Below are 19302 nucleotides of genomic sequence, written 5' to 3'. Positions count from 1 at the left end.
CTTACTTAATTGAATCTTTCACGTTCGCTGCATTGTCGGCAGCATCCGTAATGTTAAGTACCGGAATGGAGTGAAGTTGCCACTTCCAGCTTTCTGTGGTCGTTGCCACAGGAATCATTTCAATACAATCAGTCGGACATGGGGCAACACACAAGTCACAGCCCGTACATTCATCTTTGATTACGGTATGGACCGCCTTTGTTCCGCCTACAATTGCATCCACCGGACACGCCTGAATACACTTAGTGCAGCCAATACACATGTCTTCATGAATAAACGCAACGGTTGGAATTTTGCTGTCGAGATCGTGCGCAGATTCTTCTGGCTCAACACCCATTAAGTCGGCGAGCTTTTCGATTGTTGCCTGACCACCAGGGGGACATTTGTTTATGTGGTCGCCATTTGCAATTGCTTCAGCATAAGGGCGGCAACCAGGGTAGCCACATTGACCGCATTGAGTTTGCGGTAAAATGGCGTCGATTTGATCCACAATAGGGTCCGCTTCAACTTTAAAGCGAATAGAAGCAAAACCAAGTATCGCGCCGAAAATCGCAGCCAGAACCGCTAACGCGATAATCGCAATTAAAATCGTACTCATCGCTTACTTCACCAAACCTGTAAAGCCCATAAAGGCGAGTGACATTAAACCTGCTGTAATCATTGCTATTGATGCACCTTTAAAAGGTACAGGAACGTCGGCGGCGGCTATGCGCTCTCGCATGGATGCAAAAAGTATCAACACCAATGAGAAACCAACAGCGGCGCCGAAGCCGTAGATGATCGATTCAATAAAGTTATGGTTTTCATTAATGTTAAGAAGTGCCACGCCCAATACTGCGCAGTTTGTTGTGATCAGCGGTAAGAAAATGCCAAGCAAGCGATAAAGCGTCGGGCTGGTTTTGTGCACAACCATTTCGGTGAACTGCACCACAACGGCTATCACCAAAATAAAACTCATGGTTCGAAGGTACTCAATACCTAGTGGACGAAGGATGTAGCTTTCCACTAAATACGCACACACTGACGCGAGTGTTAGCACAAAAGTTGTCGCTAAGCCCATACCTATTGCTGTTTCCAGTTTTTTGGACACACCCATGAAAGGACATAGGCCCAAAAACTTCACCAGTACAAAGTTGTTCACCAGCACAGTGCCGACCAACAACAAAACATATTCGGTCATAGTTATTACGTTCTTAAAATCCGATCTTGATATTATCGTGTTTTGTGACACCAATAACAACCAGTGAACGATGTGGTTTTACATACACGATGGAAAAATAGTCGTCTATTTGATCTATTTTGATGAATCAATAAGAAATTGAATCGTTTGCTGAATGTATTGTTAGCGAGAGGATACTACCTATTAATTTTCATCTAATGTGTGATTTTAAAAAAAGCCCGCCTCTCCCAGGTAGAAAAGAGAGGCGGGCAATGTATATTTACAAGCTAATTATTTAAACTTTCTGAGTGCTTGATGGACTGTGTTTATATCTTACTCGTGAAGGTACGAGTGATGACGTCTTGCTGTTGCTCTGTCGTTAGAGAGTTAAAACGTACCGCATAACCAGACACTCGAATCGTCAACTGAGGGTATTTCTCTGGATGTTCAACCGCATCCAATAACATCTCTCGGTCTAGAACGTTGACGTTAAGGTGTTGACCACCTTCAATCGCAATGCCCTCGTTGCTTGCTTCGTGATGGAAGTAACCATCCATTAGCGCAGCTAGGTTCTTCTTCTGACTCAAGTCATCTTTACCCAATGCGTTAGGCACAATTGAGAAAGTGTAAGAAATACCATCTTTAGCGTAAGCGAACGGTAATTTAGAAACCGATGCCAGAGACGCAACCGCCCCTTTTTCATCACGACCGTGCATTGGGTTTGCACCCGGTCCAAAAGGCATACCTGCGCGACGGCCATCTGGTGTATTACCCGTTTTTTTACCGTAAACCACGTTAGATGTGATTGTTAAAATCGATTGAGTTGGCACTGCTTCGCGGTAGGTGTGCATCTTCTGAATTTTCTTCATGAAGCGCTCAACTAGATCACAAGCGATGTCATCAACACGGGCATCGTTGTTACCAAATTTTGGATAATCACCTTCGATTTTAAAATCAACGGCGATGCCATCTTCATCACGAACGGGTTTCACGGTTGCGTATTTAATTGCTGCTAAAGAGTCTGCAACAACAGACAGACCTGCAATACCACACGCCATCGTGCGGTGCACGTCGCGATCCATCAATGCCATCAGTGATGCTTCGTAGCTGTAACGGTCATGCGAATAATGGATGATGTTCAACGCTGTGACGTATTGCGTTGCTAGCCACTCCAACATATTGTCGAAACGAGGCATCAAAGCGTCAAAGTCGAGAATTTCATCTTGAACTTTGTCCACTACCGGACCCACTTGCGCTTTCGATTTTTCATCGATACCACCATTGATGGTGTAAAGCAGTGCTTTTGCAAGGTTGGCACGTGCACCAAAGAATTGCATGTGCTGACCAACAACCTGCGGGCTCACACAACAGGCAATCGCGTAGTCGTCATTGTCGAAATCAGGACGCATTAGATCGTCGTTTTCGTATTGAACCGAAGAGGTATCAATCGACACTTTTGCAGCATATTGTTTGAACGCTTCAGGCAATTGCTCTGACCAAAGAATCGTCATATTTGGTTCAGGAGCAGGGCCCATAGTATGTAGCGTATGTAAGTATCGGAATGTCGTTTTAGATACTAGTGTACGGCCATCAACACCCATACCTGCCATGGCTTCGGTTGCCCAGATTGGGTCGCCAGAAAACAATGAATCGTATTCTGGTGTGCGTAGGAAGCGAACCATGCGTAGCTTCATGATGAAGTGGTCAATCATTTCTTGCGCTTGTGATTCATCAATCAAATCGTTTGCGATATCGCGCTCTAGATAGACGTCTAGGAAAGTCGAAGTACGGCCCAGTGACATTGCTGCGCCGTTTTGCGATTTAACCGCCGCTAGGTAGCCAAAGTAGGTAAATTGGATCGCTTCTTGTGCTGTTTTTGCAGGTAGCGACATATCAATGCCGTATTTCAGACCCATTTGACGAATGTCTTCAAGTGCTTGAACTTGATCGGCTATTTCTTCGCGAAGACGAAGTGTTTTCTCAAGATCGTTGCCTTGTTCTAAGAACGTTTGTGTTGAATTGTATTGTTCTTTTTTGTCTGCTTTTAAGAAGTCGATACCGTATAGGGCGAGACGGCGATAGTCACCAATGATACGACCACGGCCATAAGCATCAGGAAGGCCCGTGATGATGCCGGATTTACGACAGGCTAGAATTTCTTTGGTGTAAAGGTCGAAACACGCTTTGTTGTGAGTTTTACGGTATTCAGTGAAGATTTTTTCAACCGTTGGATCCAATTCGCGGCCATAAACTTCGCACGAGTTTTTTACCATGCGAATCCCGCCATTGGCGATGATTGCACGTTTTAGCGGTTGATCAGTTTGTAAGCCAACGATCTTTTCCAGATCTTTGTTGATGTAGCCTGCATCGTGGGAAGTGATTGTTGAGGGCAAGTCTGTGTCAAAATCAATAGGGGCGTGTGTGCGGCTTTCTTGTTTTATGCCTTCAAGCACTTGGTTCCATAATGCTGAAGTGGATTTGCTAACCTCGGCTAAGAAAGACTCGTCTCCCTCATAGGGTGTATAGTTTTTTTGGATGAAGTCACGAGTGTTGACAGAGTTTTGCCATTCACCAGCAGTAAATCCAGCCCATGCATCTAGCATGTCAGTTGTCGGAATAGTCATAAGTAAATCCCTAAGTTATTGATAATTAGAATGGAGGCGACGAGTAGGACGGAACCATTCTTAACCCTTTTAATCGTATGGATTTATTTGGTATGAGTAAAATGAATGCTTTTCATTTTTTCAATGATTAAATTGCATTAATAATAGATTCAATTGGTTATGATTGTTTTTTGCTAGAAAAGAGACAGAATTAAATGTGTGGTACTGTGAGAACACTATCTATGACAATGTTATGAGTTCTGTAATTTGAACTTATTTCGGTGTGATTTTATGACGCCTAGATTGGCTTAGATTTCATGGCGATTAAGATACAAAAAAAGCCGTGTCTTGCGACACGGCTTTTCTATAATCTGGCTCCTCCTGCTGGGCTCGAACCAGCGACCTGCGGATTAACAGTCCGTCGCTCTACCAACTGAGCTAAGGAGGAATTGCTTTGCTTGAAAGCGGGACGAATCTTACCGAGCACTCAAACTACTGTCAACAGTAAAAAAATACATTTTTAGAAAAAAATATTGAGTTAAGGGCTTTACTTTTCTGTATGGCTTGCCAGTAAAGGCTCGAGGTTAGTTATCCACTAAATTTGTGGATAAGTATGTTGATGAGATCTGGGTAAAGAAAATTGATATGCAACTAAGTTTTTATTTAATGAATCTTTAGTCAGAGTTATGCGTAAAATAAGCAAATAAAACAGAGGTTTATCGATGTTAATCAAAAGGTATTCAAAGTGGATAAAAATCAATCTTTTGGGGATAAGAAAGTTTTAAGCTAATTTTTGGGGAAAAGTTGTGGAAACTATAATGTGAAGAATGTGTGTAGCTCTTCAACTAGGGCGAAGTACTATATCAGAGTCACTTTTGTATGGCTATAGCATTCTAGACAAACAAGAAAATTTATTAACAATGATGGTTAAATTCTCGATAGACGTAGATTTCATTAGCTAAGGTGTATATATATACAGCCAAAGCGCAGTAAAATTGAGGAAGGGTATGAGTAAAGTCTATGAATTGGTCTCCGATTATCAGCCGTCGGGCGATCAACCAGGAGCGATCAATCAGTTGCTTGAGGGGCTCGATGCTGGGCTAGCACATCAAACCTTGTTGGGGGTCACAGGCTCAGGTAAAACCTTCACACTAGCGAATGTGATTGCTCAAGCCCAACGACCTGCAATATTACTTGCGCCAAACAAAACGCTTGCTGCTCAGTTATATGGTGAGATGAAGTCATTCTTTCCTAATAATGCGGTTGAGTATTTTGTTTCTTACTACGATTACTACCAACCTGAAGCGTACGTTCCGACCACGGATACCTTTATAGAGAAAGACGCTTCAGTTAACGCGCATATAGAACAAATGCGTTTGTCTGCTACAAAAGCACTACTAGAACGTAAAGATGCCATTATTGTTGCATCGGTATCGGCTATCTATGGCTTGGGTGATCCTGAATCGTATCTACAAATGATGCTGCACCTACGTCGCGGTGATGTGATTGACCAGCGCGATATGCTACGCCGTCTTGCAGAGCTGCAATACTCACGCAATGACGTTGCATTTGAGCGTGGCCAATTCCGTGTTCGAGGTGAAGTGATTGACATCTTCCCAGCCGAATCAGACCAAGACGCTGTGCGCGTTGAGATGTTTGACGATGAGGTGGATTGCATCAGTGTGTTCGATCCATTGACAGGCGTGGTGAAACAACGAGACTTGCCGCGCTATACCATCTATCCCAAGACGCACTATGTCACGCCAAGAGATCGCATTCTTGAAGCGATTGAAAATATTAAAGTCGAACTAGAAGTGCGCAAAAAGCAGCTTCTAGATAACAACAAGCTACTGGAAGAGCAGCGAATTAGCCAGCGCACTCAATTCGATATCGAAATGATGAATGAGTTGGGCTTTTGCTCCGGTATCGAAAACTATTCTCGTTATCTCAGTGGACGCTCGGAAGGTGAGCCGCCACCAACCCTGTTTGACTACTTACCTCATGATGGCTTGTTGATCATCGATGAATCTCACGTGACAGTACCGCAGATAGGTGCCATGTATAAAGGCGACCGTTCGCGTAAAGAAACGCTGGTGGAGTTTGGTTTCCGGTTACCTTCAGCTTTGGATAATCGTCCACTGAAGTTTGAGGAGTTTGAAGCACTAGCGCCACAAACGATTTTCGTCTCTGCTACGCCCGGAAATTACGAACTAGAAAAATCGGCGGGTGATGTGGCGGATCAAGTCGTTCGTCCTACAGGCTTGCTTGACCCTGAGTTGGAAGTTCGCCCAGTAGCGACCCAAGTCGACGACCTATTGTCTGAGATCCGTATTCGCGCTGCTAAAGATGAACGAGTTCTGGTTACAACACTCACCAAACGAATGGCTGAAGATCTCACCGAATACCTTCACGAACATGATGTTAAGGTACGTTATTTACACTCAGACATTGATACTGTTGAGCGTGTGGAAATTATCCGTGACCTTCGTCTTGGGGAATTTGACGTGTTGGTGGGAATAAACTTATTGAGAGAGGGCCTGGATATGCCAGAGGTCTCGTTAGTTGCAATTTTGGATGCGGATAAAGAGGGCTTCTTGCGGTCTGAACGCTCACTCATTCAGACCATTGGTCGTGCTGCACGAAACATCGAAGGTAAGGCGATTTTATACGCTGACCGAATCACCAACTCAATGAAAAAGGCGATGGATGAAACTAACCGTCGTCGCGAGAAGCAGGAAGCGTACAACGAAGAAATGGGTATTTCGCCACAAGCGCTCAAACGAAATATCAAAGACATCATGGAACTTGGCGATATCACTAAGTCTAAACGCCAGCGTAACACTAAACAGGTACCATTATCGAAAGTGGCGGAGCCTTCGCAAACTTACGAGGCACTGTCCCCTCAGCAGCTAGAAAAAGAAATCAGTCGACTGGAGGCGGCGATGTATCAGCATGCGCAAGATTTAGAATTTGAGTTAGCGGCACAAAAGCGTGACGAGATTGAAAAACTACGAGCGCAGTTCATCGCAAATAGTTGAACAAACTTACCGATTTAGCTATCCAAGCATTTTAGGTCGCTTGTAAAAAAAAGAAGCCAATAGGCAGTCGGGTCTATTGGCTTGTTTTGTGAACATATCGTTCACTAACAACGTCAGTTGGCTAGGTGACCCGAGGGGTCACTATCGTTACAGCATGGTTTGTGCCACTTTTTAAATAATTGATATTATTTTTGAATTTTTTCCTTTGCCCATAATTTAGCTAATGTTATTTGCAAAATGCAAAGCGTAATGCGATTATTGTTTAAAACACAACAAAATAATAGCTAGGTTATGCAACAAAAACCCGAAGGCCCAAAGTCTCGTTACCTTTTAATGGTCGAGGACACCGCATCTGTTGCGGCTCTGTACCGCTCATACCTGACACCGCTTGGCATAGATATCAATATTGTCGGCACAGGTAGGGATGCCATTGAGAGCCTAAATCATCGAATTCCAGATCTTATTTTACTCGATCTCCGTCTGCCAGATATGACGGGGATGGACGTTTTACATGCCGTTAAAAAGAGTCATCCCGACGTACCTATAATTTTTATGACCGCTCACGGTTCTATCGATACCGCTGTCGAGGCCATGCGTCATGGCTCACAAGACTTTCTAATTAAACCGTGTGAAGCAGACCGTTTACGTGTCACGGTTAACAATGCCATTCGTAAAGCGACCAAGCTAAAAAATGAAGCCGATAATCCAGGCAATCAGAGCTATCAGGGGTTTATCGGCAGTAGCCAAACCATGCAGCAGGTTTACCGTACGATAGATTCAGCGGCGAGCAGTAAAGCGAGTATTTTTATCACAGGTGAAAGTGGTACTGGTAAAGAGGTATGTGCCGAGGCTATTCACGCAGCAAGTAAACGTGGTGACAAACCTTTTATTGCAATTAACTGTGCTGCAATTCCAAAAGATTTGATTGAGAGTGAACTGTTTGGTCACGTAAAAGGGGCCTTTACTGGCGCTGCGAATGATCGTCAAGGGGCAGCTGAGTTAGCGGATGGCGGCACACTTTTTCTAGATGAGCTTTGTGAGATGGACTTGGATTTACAAACCAAGTTGCTACGATTTATTCAAACGGGCACATTCCAAAAAGTGGGTTCCTCAAAAATGAAGAGCGTGGATGTGCGCTTTGTTTGTGCCACTAACCGTGATCCCTGGAAAGAGGTACAAGAAGGTCGATTCCGTGAAGATTTGTACTATCGTTTGTATGTCATTCCTTTGCATTTACCGCCTTTACGCGAACGAGGCGAAGATGTTATTGAAATTGCATACTCACTGCTAGGTTACATGTCACACGAAGAAGGAAAAAGCTTCATACGTTTTGCGCCTGATGTCATCGAGCGATTCAACAGCTATGAGTGGCCGGGTAACGTTCGTCAGTTACAAAACGTGCTACGCAATATCGTTGTTCTAAACAACGGTAAAGAGATTACGTTGGACATGTTACCGCCACCGTTGAATCAACCGCTTGACCGTCCGTCGTCTGTGGCTAAATTAATTGAGCCGAAAGCGATGACCGCATCTGAGATTATGCCATTATGGATGACGGAAAAAATGGCAATCGAGCAAGCGATTGAAGCATGTGATGGCAATATTCCTCGAGCGGCGGGATACCTTGATGTCAGTCCGTCGACGATTTACCGCAAGTTACAGGCATGGAACGGCAAGGAAGAGCGGCAAAAAGTATGAGTGTAAATGTATTAAATCAGCAAAAAATAGATGAACTGTCGATGGAAATTGGCAGTGACAACGTACCTGTACTGTTCGATATCTTCCTAGGAGAAATGGATACCTATATCGAGAACTTATCCCAACTACAGGGGGCAGAGCGATTAGCTTACTCAAAAGAAATCAGCCACGCGCTGAAAAGTAGTGCTGCGAGCTTTGGGGCAGATCGCCTTTGTGAACTGGCGATGTCCATAGACAAAAAAGCGAAAGCCGGTGAGTTGACTGCGGAGTCTGAGGAGTTAGAGGCTATGTTCGATCTTTTGCACGAAACTCGAGATGCTTATCGCTCTTGGCGACAGTAACTATTTATTCCTATTAACCATTTTTTCTTAGTAAACATCTGTTCTTACTGGATGCCTGAACTAAAACCCTTCGATTACAGAAGGGTTTTCATTATCAATAAACACCTTAAAAGAGGGCGCTAGCCAGGTAACGCGCTCTTAAATAGAAAGTTGTAGCTGACTTTCAATCGCTAGTTTGAGCTTGTTTCTATCGTGACGCCAGTCTCGGTTAGAGGAGGCGAGTGACTCCGTCACTACATTCCATTGACTTAAGACGTCTTGCTCGGTTTTCTCTGCTAGAACCACGTCTATTTTTCTTCCTTGACAGGCACGTTCACACCATTCTAATTTTTGATCCATCGTCATTCGTCCCGCTGGGCCGTATTCTGGACTCAGGTTAGCAACAAAAATGACTTTTGCTTTTGTGTTTGCTGCAATCGCTTTGCCGAGTTCAGGCAGCAATAAAGGAGGCATGATACTAGTTAAAAAACTGCCAGGGCCAAGAATAATCGCGTCCGCTTCCGCCAAAGCTGTGATGGCTTCTTTGGTAGCAGGCACTTCTGGTGAAAGATCCAAACGTCGCAAGTCTGCTTTCATTTCGTCGACATTTGTTTCTCCCGTAACCCACTTCCCATCTACGGATAACGCGGAAAGATCGGAAGGGTGTTCGGACATGGGAAGGATGTTAACGTCGACTTTTAACATATTGCGAATCAGATTAATGGCATCTAAAGGTCTGACCGATAAGTTATCGAGTGCAGTAAGCATCAAATTACCAAGATTATGACCATCAAGTTCGCCAGTGCCTTTGAAGCGATATTCAAACATCATCGAACTGATTGAAGGCTCTGTAATGAGCTGATTAATACAGTTACGTGTGTCTCCCCAAGCGATTCCTCCTTGGCAGTGACGAATTCTTCCTGTTGAACCACCATTGTCAGTCGTGGCAACAATCCCAGTTGCATTGCTGCCAAAATCTCGTAATGCGGCCAGCATTCGACCTAAGCCATGACCACCGCCAACAGCGACCACTTTTTTATCTGTGTAGATATTCATTATGTTCTTCTAATAATCTAATAAAAAACGGCTACAATTTATCTTAAGGAGTGTCTTAAAGGTACTCACTTAGCGGTAAATTGTGTCTCTAGAGAGTTTTTTATCACTCAAGTCTGGATTCCATTACAAATATTAAGTATTTTACACCGCAAAGCTATCAGAGATTTCATATCTCTGGTTGCCATAACTCCGAGCTCACTATTGCTAAGTCCTTGGATAAGCGTTTTGAGCCAGTGGCATACTGTCACAAGGGCATGATTGGAAATGGCCATGCCTCCCGTGTTTGGAAAGGTGTTCCGTGGCGCAACAATTCGAAGACAAATTTCATCGTAAGTTTTATTACTTGCGTCTGTCTGTGACCGACGTATGTAATTTCAAATGTACCTATTGCCTTCCTGATGGCTATAAGCCTTCGGGCAATAAAAACTCGTCTTTTTTATCTCTCCCTGAAATCAAACGGGTCGTAAAAGCATTCGCTGATTGTGGCACGTCAAAAGTGCGCATCACTGGTGGTGAGCCTAGCTTGCGCAAAGATTTCACTGACATCATTCATTCTGTCGCAACGACGCCAGGCATCAAAAAGGTGGCGACGACGACCAACGGCTACAGAATGGCGAAGCAAGTTGCAGACTGGCGTGAAGCCGGTTTAACAAACATCAACGTGAGTGTAGATAGCCTTGACCCGCGTATGTTTCATCAAATCACAGGTGAAAATAAGTTTACTGAAGTCATGAATGGTATCGAACGTGCGTTCGAGGTCGGTTATGAGCAAGTAAAAGTTAATGTGGTGTTGATGAAAGATCTGAACCATCACGAGCTGCCAGCGTTTCTTAACTGGATAAAAGATCGTCCAATCCAACTGCGTTTCATTGAGTTGATGCAAACGGGTGAGATGGATGAGCTATTTAATAAGCACCATGTATCCGGAGTGGCAATTCGTAACCAGCTAATTGCAAATGGTTGGTTGCTGAAAGTGCGCTCGCATAATGATGGTCCTGCGCAAGTATTTGTTCATCCTGATTACAAGGGTGAAATAGGTCTTATCATGCCTTATGAAAAAGACTTTTGTGAAAGCTGCAACCGACTGCGCGTTTCTGCGATGGGTAAGCTGCACCTATGTCTGTTTGGAGACCACGGTGTAGAATTGCGTGATCTTTTGGAACGTGATGAGCAAGAGAGTGAGCTTATTGAACGTATCCAGGCGCAGTTACAAACCAAGTCGGTAAGCCATTTCTTGCATGATGGCAATACTGGTATGACGCCACACCTCGCGTCTATCGGCGGCTAACTTCATTCAATTTTTAGAGCGAGTTCACTGATAAGCTGGCTCTAACTTTTTCCGAATCGATACCAAGCGTATCAAAGCTAATTAAGAGAATAGGTGAACAAATGGGTCACGCTGAAAGCAAATTCCAACCTGCAAATATTGCCGTTCTAACGGTATCTGACACTCGTACTGAAGAAAACGATACCTCTGGTCGTTACCTTGCTGAACATGCTCAAGAAGCGGGTCACAACGTAGTAGACAAGCAAATTGTTATTGATGATATGTACAAGATCCGCGCGATTGTTTCTCAATGGATTGCTGATGAAAGCGTACAAGCTATCATGATTACTGGCGGTACAGGTTTCACCTCACGTGATAGCACGCCAGAAGCACTTAAGCCTCTATTTGATAAAGAAGTTGAAGGTTTTGGTGAGTTGTTTCGTATGGTGTCGTACGAAGAGATCGGTACGTCTACGATTCAGTCTCGTGCGATTGCAGGTTTTGCTAACCACACCGTGATCTTCGCAATGCCAGGTTCAACTGGTGCGTGCCGCACAGGCTGGACAAAAATTATTAAACAGCAGTTGGATGCAAGTCATCGCCCTTGTAACTTCATGCCACACCTATCTGTATAACCTTTCCTAAAAGCGAAGGAAAAACAATGACCCAATTTACACATATCAATGCTTCTGGCGAAGCAAACATGGTTGACGTGTCAGCAAAAACGGAGACGGTTCGTGAAGCTCGTGCTGAAGCATTTGTTCACATGGCCCCAGAAACACTTCAACTGATTGTCTCTGGCCAGCACCATAAAGGTGATGTATTTGCGACGGCTCGTATTGCTGGTATTCAAGCTGCGAAGAAAACCTGGGATTTGATTCCACTTTGTCATCCGCTACTACTCTCTAAAGTTGAAGTTCAACTGGAAGCTATCGAAGCAGAAAACAAAGTTCGCATCGAATCAGTATGTAAACTTGCGGGTAAAACTGGCGTGGAAATGGAAGCGCTCACGGCAGCTTCCGTTGCTGCTCTAACGATTTACGATATGTGTAAAGCAGTACAAAAAGACATGGTTATTGGTCAAGTTCGTCTATTAGAGAAAACGGGTGGTAAATCTGGTCACTTTAAGGTGGAATCATGATTAAAGTACTTTTCTTTGCTCAAACTCGCGAGCTGATTGGCATCGACAGTGTCGAGTTAGACGGGCCGTTTGAAACGGTTGAATCAATTCGTGCACATCTAGTGGAAGAAGGCACTGAGAAAGATGGCAAGTGGGATTTAGCGCTCGAGCCAGGAAAGCTACTTGCTGCAGTGAACCAATCCATCGTCCCTCTGGGTACACAAGTAAAAGCAGGTGACGAAGTTGCGTTTTTCCCGCCGGTAACTGGGGGTTAAGATGGATTCTCGTGTTTCTGTACAAATTGAAGATTTTTCGGTCGAGCAAGAATATCAACGTCTATCTGAAGGGACGGCTGCCGGCGCTGTCGTTACATTCGTTGGTAAAGTTCGAGATATGAACCTTGGGGATAATGTGATTGGTTTACATCTAGAGCACTATCCGGGGATGACAGAGAAGAGCTTGAGCGACATTTGCGATCAAGCTGAGTCTCGCTGGCCACTATTAGGTGTACGCGTGATTCATCGTGTCGGAGACATGGATAGCGGTGATCAAATTGTATTTGTGGGCGTTTCCAGTGCGCACCGCGGCGCGGCATTTGATGCGTGCGAGTTCATCATGGATTATCTGAAAACCCAAGCACCATTTTGGAAAAAAGAGCGTACGACGAATGAAGATCGTTGGATTGAGTCGCGCGACACCGATCATCAAGCTGCACAGCGTTGGGAAAAATAGAACTAACCCGCATTCTAGTGAAAAAAGCTAAGTGCTAATGGCACTTAGCTTTTTTTGTATTTATCTTCATTGTATTGCTCACTTTGTTTCGATATTTCCTATCTTTTGTCTGGTGATATTCTTCACAATAAAAGTTTTTTGCCCAATATATAAACAATTATTTGTTAGACTTGATTTGTCATAAATGTTAAATGATGTGTAAATATCTAGCATAAGATGCTAGTAAATGGTTTAAACTCAGATTAATCGAAAGTTTCGCCTGTTAAATGTCGCTTCTGGTCTTTATTTGGCTGGTGAATGCTTTGGGGTTAGAGTTTACTGCTAGATATGTGTGGTTTAGTCAGCATTATTGGTTTTTTTGCTACATTTTTATGGCAAATTACTTCAATGATTGCTAATGTGTGCCGCAGTCTTTGTAAGGTTTTAGACTTTTGTGCTCAGAAAGTGCACTAAAAAAATCTAAAACTCTGACCGTTCCAGGCCCTTACAAAGAAGTCATGGATGCTAACGAAAAAATTTGGAGTTTTACGCATGTATAAGAATAAAATCACGCGCGCTTTATTTATTGGTGCTGGTCTTTCTCTCGCTCTAGCTGGTTGTGGTGAAAAGCCTGCGGAGAAACAAGCTGCTGAGCCTGCTCCGGCTCCAGCCCCTGAAGCTAAATCTGATTCTAAAGAGCCAAAACTTGCTGCTGTTCAAGAATTGGTGCGTGGTAACGGTACAGAAGTTGCGACAATAGACCCTCATAAATCTCAAGGTGTTCCAGAATCCCACGTGATTCGCGATCTTCTTGAAGGCCTTGTAAACCAAGATGCGGACGGTAACACTATCCCTGGTGTTGCAGAATCTTGGGAAACTGAAGACAACAAAACATACACTTTCCACTTACGTGAAGACGCAAAATGGTCAAACGGTGATCCTGTCACTGCAGGTGATTTCGTTTACAGCTTCCAACGTGCAGTCGATCCAGCAACCGCCTCTCCATATGCTTGGTACATGGAATACACCAAGATGAAGAACGCAAAAGACATTGTTGCGGGTAAAAAAGATAAGAGCGAGTTAGGTGTTAAAGCGGTTGACGACCACACGTTAGTGGTTGAGTTAGATACTGCAGTACCATATTTTGTAATGATGATGGGCCACACGACAGTGAAACCTGTTCATCAAGCAACTGTTGAAAAGTTCGGCGATCAATGGACGAAGCCAGAGAACTTTGTAGGTAACGGTGCTTATGTTGTTGACAACTGGGTTGTAAACGAGCGTTTGGTTCTAAAACGTAACGAACAGTACTGGGACAACGAAAACACGACGCTTGACCAAGTTACTTTCCTACCAATCGAGAACCAAGTAGCGGAAATGAACCGCTTCCTAGCGGGTGAAATCGACTTCACAAACGAGCTGCCTACAGAGCACTTCAAGCGTCTGAAGAAAGAGCACCCACAAGAAGTGTCTGTAACCGGTAACTTATGTACTTACTACTACATCTTCAATACGAAGAAAAAGCCGTTTGATGATGTTCGCGTGCGTAAAGCGATTTCTTATGCGATTGACCGTAACATTGTGACTGATGCGATTTTAGGTCAAGGTCAAAAGCCAGCTTACTTCCTAACACCTGAAATTACGGCAGGTTTCAACCCAGAAATCCCTGCATACGGCAAAATGACGCAAGAAGAGCGTAACGCAGAAGCTGCGCGTCTATTGGAAGAAGCGGGTTACGGCGCAGACAACCCTCTTGAATTTAACCTTCTATACAATACATCAGAGAACCACAAGAAACTTGCGGTTGCACTGGGTTCAATGTGGAAGAAGACACTTGGTCTTGACGTTACGCTAGAAAACCAAGAGTGGAAAACTTACCTATCTACCAAAGATTCTGGCAACTTTGAGGTTGCTCGTGCAGGTTGGTGTGGCGACTACAACGAAGCTTCATCTTTCCTAACGCTGATGATGAGTAATAACACTACTGGTGGTATTCACTACGACAGCAAAGAGTACGATGCGATCATGAACAAAGCATTTGCTTCAACTTCTGACGAAGAGCGCCAAGCACTTTACCTAGAAGCAGAGAAGTTGATGGCAAAAGATATGCCAATCGCACCTATCTACCAGTACGTGAAATCACGTCTACTATCACCGAAAGTTGGTGGCTTCCCAGTAAATAACGCGGAAGACAAGATTTACTCTAAAGATCTCTACATCACAGAGTAATTCGTAACTCGATAGAACTATAAAAATGAGGCCCTACATGTGAGAAATTGCATGTAGCGCCTATCTTTAGTCCAAAAGAATTGGACGACTTCTTTAATTTAACTGTCACAGACTGAAAGAGTGAGTTTATGCTTAAATTCATCGCAAAAAGGATATTTGAGGCGATCCCAACAATGTTGGTTTTGATCACCGTATCTTTCTTTCTTATGCGCTTTGCACCGGGAAACCCTTTCTCGACAGAGCGTCCATTGCCACCCGAAGTAATGGCAAATATCGAAGCTAAATATGGCTTGGATAAACCTGTATTTGAACAATACACCACGTATTTGACCAATGTTATCCAAGGTGATTTCGGACCGTCATTTAAATACCTTGATTACTCAGTAAACGAGCTGATCGCGGTTGCCTTACCTGTTTCGGCTAAAGTGGGCTTCATCGCCTTTATCTTTACTTTGATAATGGGGGTTACCGTCGGTACCATTGCTGCGCTCAAGCAAAATACTTGGATTGATTACACCATTATGTCGACTGCGATGCTTGGTGTGGTAATGCCATCCTTTGTATTAGCGCCTGCGCTTATTTACATATTCTCGCTTCACTGGAATATCTTCCCTGCGGGCGGTTGGCAAGATGGTAGCTGGCAGTATTTAGTGCTTCCTGTTATTGGTATGTCGCTACTGTATGTTGCTACCTTTGCTCGTATTACGCGTGGTTCGATGATCGAAACCCTAAACAGTAACTTTATTCGTACGGCACGTGCTAAAGGTTTAAGTTACCGTTATATCATTATCAAACACGCTCTTAAGCCGGCACTTCTCCCTGTTGTTTCTTACATGGGTCCAGCTTTCGTAGGTATCATCACCGGTTCCGTTGTTATCGAAACCATTTTTGGTCTGCCTGGTATTGGTAAACTATTCGTTAACGCTGCGTTTAACCGTGACTACTCGCTAGTAATGGGGGTAACCATTCTGATTGGTTTCCTATTCATTCTATTCAACGCGATTGTAGATATTTTACTTGCAATGATTGACCCGAAAATTCGCTACTAACAGGGACGTTTGGTTATGTTAACGAAAAAAGAAAACCTAGAAGCGATTGAGAAATTCTCCGAAAACTTGGAGATTGAAGGTCGCAGTCTTTGGCAAGATGCTCGTATCCGTTTCATGCGCAACAAAGCGGCGATGGTGAGCTTATTCCTTCTTGTTCTAATGACGTTGGCGGTTATTATCCTGCCAATGATCGCACCGTATACATTTGATGATACTGACTGGTACGCGATGCACGTTGCACCGAATGCTGACCATTGGTTTGGTACTGACAGCTTAGGCCGTGATTTATACGTGCGTACGCTAATTGGAGGTCGTATTTCGTTGATGGTAGGTGTTATGGGTGCATTTGTAGCGGTACTGATTGGTACGCTCTACGGCGCAGCATCTGGTTTCATCGGCGGTAAAGTTGACCGCGTAATGATGCGTATTCTAGAAATTTTATACGCGGTACCGTTTATGTTCCTGGTGATTGTACTGGTAACATTCTTCGGTCGTAACATCATGCTGATCTTCGTTGCGATTGGTGCTATCGCATGGCTAGATATGGCGCGTATCGTACGTGGTCAGACTCTTAGTCTACGTAGCAAGGAGTTTATCGAAGCGGCACATGTGTGTGGTGTAAGCAACTGGAAAATCATTACTCGTCATATCGTACCGAACGTACTGGGTATTGTAGCGGTATACTCTACGCTGCTTATCCCAAGTATGATTCTAACGGAATCATTCCTATCATTCCTTGGTCTTGGTGTTCAGGAACCAATGACAAGTTGGGGCGCTCTTCTACAAGAAGGTGCACAGACAATGGAAGTAGCAATCTGGCAGCTGGCATTCCCAGCAGTGTTCATGGTTGTGACGCTATTCTGCTTCAACTACGTTGGTGACGGCCTGCGCGATGCGCTGGATCCAAAAGACAGATAATTAAAAGATAAGATTAAGGAAGCAATGATGAGCTTATTAGATGTCAAAGATCTGCGCGTCGAATTCACCACGCAAGATGGTATCGTAACCGCAGTAAACGATTTGAACTTCTCTCTCAACCAAGGCGAAACCTTAGGTATCGTTGGAGAGTCGGGATCAGGTAAATCTCAAACCGTATTCGCAATCATGGGCCTTTTGGCTAAGAACGGTATTATTTCTGGTAGCGCAAAGTTTGAAGGCAAAGAAATCCTAAACTTACCAGAAAAAGAACTGAACAAAGTGCGTGCGGAACAGATCGCAATGATCTTCCAAGACCCAATGACATCACTGAACCCTTACATGAAAGTGAGTGATCAGTTGATGGAAGTGCTTATGCTGCACAAAGGCATGGGCAAAGCGGAAGCATTTGAAGAATCAGTACGCATGCTGGAAGCGGTAAAAATCCCTGAAGCGCGTAAGCGTATCACGATGTACCCGCATGAGTTTTCAGGCGGTATGCGTCAGCGTGTAATGATCGCGATGGCGTTGTTATGTCGTCCTAAACTGCTTATTGCCGATGAGCCAACAACAGCACTTGATGTGACGGTACAAGCACAGATCATGGACTTGTTGAATGAGCTGAAATCTGAGTTCAACACAGCGATCATCATGATCACGCACGACCTTGGTGTGGTTGCAGGTTCGTGTGACAAGGTGCTGGTGATGTATGCAGGCCGTACTATGGAGTACGGCAACGTAAACGAAATTTTCTACAATCCAAGCCATCCTTATGCGGAGGGGCTGCTGAAGGCGATTCCTCGCCTCGATACTGAGGGTGAAATTCTGCCGACCATTCCTGGTAATCCACCAAACTTGCTTCGTCTACCGCCGGGCTGCCCTTATCAAGAGCGCTGTCACCGTGTGATGGATCGTTGTAAGCGCGAGGCGCCAATTCTGACACCATTTGGTGATGGTCGTCAGCGTGCATGTTTTTCTGAATGGGAGGCTTGGAACAAATGAACGCAGTAGACAAAAAACTAATTCTGGACATTTCTGAGCTGAAAGTTCACTTCAGCATTGCCTCAAAGTCGGCATGGCCGTGGTCAAAGCCTTCGAGCCTGAAAGCGGTAGATGGCGTGAACGTTCGACTATACGAAGGGGAAACGCTTGGTGTAGTAGGTGAATCAGGTTGTGGTAAATCGACGTTTGCTCGTGCCATCATTGGTCTGGTTGAAGCTACTGACGGCCAAGTAGTTTGGTTGGGTCAAGACCTTACTAAAATGAAAAGCGTTCAGCGCCGTGAGACGCGTAAAGAAATTCAGATGATTTTCCAAGACCCATTGGCATCGCTGAATCCGCGTATGACTGTTGGTGATATCATTGCTGAACCTCTTGAGACATTCTATCCAGAACTGTCTAAGCAGGAAGTGAAAGATCGCGTTAAAGAGATGATGGCGAAAGTTGGCCTATTACCTAACGTGATTAACCGTTACCCACACGAGTTCTCGGGTGGTCAGTGTCAGCGTATCGGGATAGCGCGTGCGCTTATCCTTAAGCCTAAGATGATCATTTGTGATGAGCCAGTATCGGCGCTTGATGTATCTATTCAAGCTCAGGTTGTTAACCTGCTTAAAGAGATTCAAAAAGAGTTAGGGCTTTCTCTGGTATTCATTGCGCATGACTTGTCTGTCGTTAAACACATTTCAGATCGCGTTTTAGTTATGTATTTAGGTAATGCCGTGGAACTTGGCGAGGCCGAGGCTCTGTTTGCTGATCCTAAGCACCCATATACGCGTGCGCTGATGTCTGCGGTTCCGATCCCGGACCCGGATATTGAGCGCAATAAGAAAATCCAAATGCTAGAGGGTGATCTTCCTTCACCTATCAACCCACCGTCGGGTTGTGTATTCCGCACTCGTTGCCCACAAGCAACCGAAGAGTGTGCGAAGACAAAGCCAACCATTTTAGGTAATGACGTTCACGCGGTATCTTGTTTACACGTTAGTGTATAAATTCAGCCTGTGACGGGCTTAAGCGCGACACCTTCATCGGGTCGCGCTTTTTTTATGTGTCTGATTTATACATTCGAATTTCTTGAACATGATGTCCTAAGTTCGATGATTCTCTGTTTGATAGGAAACGCTAATATAGACAC

17 protein-coding genes, 1 tRNA gene and 1 riboswitch are annotated in these 19302 nt (G+C 44.3%); of the genes, 13 read left to right on the top strand and 5 right to left on the bottom strand.

From position 1 onward, the window contains the following. Nucleotide 1: 1 nt before the first annotated feature. The 4 genes from rsxB to R7E78_RS00505 all read right to left on the bottom strand — a co-directional run bounded on the left by rsxB (nucleotide 2) and on the right by R7E78_RS00505 (nucleotide 4210). On the bottom strand, nucleotides 2-598 hold the full coding sequence (rsxB, locus tag R7E78_RS00520) for an electron transport complex subunit RsxB (protein ID WP_005380760.1): 597 nt from the start codon (nucleotides 596-598) through the stop codon (nucleotides 2-4). 3 nt (nucleotides 599-601) lie between these two features. Then, on the bottom strand, nucleotides 602-1180 hold the full coding sequence (gene rsxA / locus R7E78_RS00515; protein WP_005380762.1) for an electron transport complex subunit RsxA: 579 nt from the start codon (nucleotides 1178-1180) through the stop codon (nucleotides 602-604). Nucleotides 1181-1485: 305 nt separating this feature from the next. Next, a complete protein-coding gene (gene pflB / locus R7E78_RS00510; RefSeq protein ID WP_065274718.1) occupies nucleotides 1486-3783 on the bottom strand; it encodes a formate C-acetyltransferase in 2298 nt (765 codons plus the stop codon). Between the two features lie 351 nt (nucleotides 3784-4134). Continuing rightward, a tRNA-Asn gene (locus R7E78_RS00505) sits at nucleotides 4135-4210 on the bottom strand. A gap of 559 nt (nucleotides 4211-4769) precedes the next feature. Between R7E78_RS00505 and uvrB the strand changes: the two genes are divergently transcribed. From uvrB to luxU, 3 genes are all read left to right on the top strand, one after another. Continuing rightward, nucleotides 4770-6800 (top strand): excinuclease ABC subunit UvrB, encoded by a 2031-nt coding sequence (uvrB, locus tag R7E78_RS00500; protein ID WP_017636056.1) that lies wholly within the window; start codon nucleotides 4770-4772, stop codon nucleotides 6798-6800. Nucleotides 6801-7091: 291 nt separating this feature from the next. Beyond that, nucleotides 7092-8498, top strand: a complete 1407-nt coding sequence (gene luxO, locus R7E78_RS00495) for a quorum-sensing sigma-54 dependent transcriptional regulator LuxO (RefSeq protein WP_005380768.1) — start codon at nucleotides 7092-7094, stop codon at nucleotides 8496-8498. Next, nucleotides 8495-8839, top strand: a complete 345-nt coding sequence (gene luxU / locus R7E78_RS00490; protein WP_017636054.1) for a quorum-sensing phosphorelay protein LuxU — start codon at nucleotides 8495-8497, stop codon at nucleotides 8837-8839. Before luxO ends, luxU begins: the two co-directional genes overlap by 4 nt. A 138-nt stretch (nucleotides 8840-8977) precedes the next feature. Here luxU and R7E78_RS00485 read toward each other — a convergent pair whose 3' ends face one another. Continuing rightward, nucleotides 8978-9874: a YvcK family protein gene (locus tag R7E78_RS00485; RefSeq protein WP_065274717.1), complete on the bottom strand. Its 897-nt coding sequence runs from the start codon at nucleotides 9872-9874 to the stop codon at nucleotides 8978-8980. A 175-nt stretch (nucleotides 9875-10049) separates the two neighbouring features. Beyond that, nucleotides 10050-10184, top strand: a riboswitch (molybdenum cofactor riboswitch). On the opposite strand from R7E78_RS00485, the gene moaA reads away from it, so the two are divergent. The 10 genes from moaA (at nucleotide 10173) to oppF (ending at nucleotide 19159) form a co-directional block, all read left to right on the top strand. Beyond that, entirely contained in the window at nucleotides 10173-11162 is a 990-nt protein-coding gene (gene moaA, locus R7E78_RS00480) for a GTP 3',8-cyclase MoaA (protein ID WP_065274716.1), read from the top strand. (Overlaps the previous riboswitch by 12 nt.) Before the next feature lie 101 nt (nucleotides 11163-11263). Continuing rightward, nucleotides 11264-11776 (top strand): molybdenum cofactor biosynthesis protein B, encoded by a 513-nt coding sequence (gene moaB / locus R7E78_RS00475; RefSeq protein WP_005388935.1) that lies wholly within the window; start codon nucleotides 11264-11266, stop codon nucleotides 11774-11776. A 26-nt stretch (nucleotides 11777-11802) separates the two neighbouring features. Then, a complete protein-coding gene (moaC, locus tag R7E78_RS00470) occupies nucleotides 11803-12282 on the top strand; it encodes a cyclic pyranopterin monophosphate synthase MoaC (RefSeq protein ID WP_005380779.1) in 480 nt (159 codons plus the stop codon). Next, on the top strand, nucleotides 12279-12536 hold the full coding sequence (gene moaD / locus R7E78_RS00465) for a molybdopterin synthase sulfur carrier subunit (protein WP_318057577.1): 258 nt from the start codon (nucleotides 12279-12281) through the stop codon (nucleotides 12534-12536). The genes moaC and moaD overlap by 4 nt, the downstream gene beginning before the upstream one ends. Nucleotide 12537: 1 nt before the next feature. Continuing rightward, nucleotides 12538-12993 carry a molybdopterin synthase catalytic subunit MoaE gene (gene moaE / locus R7E78_RS00460; RefSeq protein ID WP_005380781.1) on the top strand — a complete coding sequence of 152 codons (456 nt, stop codon included), beginning with the start codon at nucleotides 12538-12540 and terminating at the stop codon, nucleotides 12991-12993. 531 nt (nucleotides 12994-13524) lie between these two features. Further along, nucleotides 13525-15201 (top strand): ABC transporter substrate-binding protein, encoded by a 1677-nt coding sequence (locus R7E78_RS00455; RefSeq protein ID WP_017633862.1) that lies wholly within the window; start codon nucleotides 13525-13527, stop codon nucleotides 15199-15201. A gap of 128 nt (nucleotides 15202-15329) precedes the next feature. Continuing rightward, entirely contained in the window at nucleotides 15330-16250 is a 921-nt protein-coding gene (gene oppB, locus R7E78_RS00450) for an oligopeptide ABC transporter permease OppB (RefSeq protein ID WP_005380786.1), read from the top strand. A gap of 15 nt (nucleotides 16251-16265) precedes the next feature. Continuing rightward, nucleotides 16266-17168 (top strand): oligopeptide ABC transporter permease OppC, encoded by a 903-nt coding sequence (oppC, locus tag R7E78_RS00445; protein ID WP_017633861.1) that lies wholly within the window; start codon nucleotides 16266-16268, stop codon nucleotides 17166-17168. Between the two features lie 27 nt (nucleotides 17169-17195). Beyond that, a complete protein-coding gene (locus R7E78_RS00440) occupies nucleotides 17196-18167 on the top strand; it encodes an ABC transporter ATP-binding protein (RefSeq protein WP_005380792.1) in 972 nt (323 codons plus the stop codon). Beyond that, nucleotides 18146-19159: a murein tripeptide/oligopeptide ABC transporter ATP binding protein OppF gene (gene oppF / locus R7E78_RS00435; RefSeq protein ID WP_005387265.1), complete on the top strand. Its 1014-nt coding sequence runs from the start codon at nucleotides 18146-18148 to the stop codon at nucleotides 19157-19159. Before R7E78_RS00440 ends, oppF begins: the two co-directional genes overlap by 22 nt. The last annotated feature ends 143 nt before the right edge of the window (nucleotides 19160-19302 follow it).

It is taken from the genome of Vibrio sp. YT-19(2023), from assembly GCF_033337395.1.
This window is presented reverse-complemented; position numbering and strand designations above follow the sequence as displayed.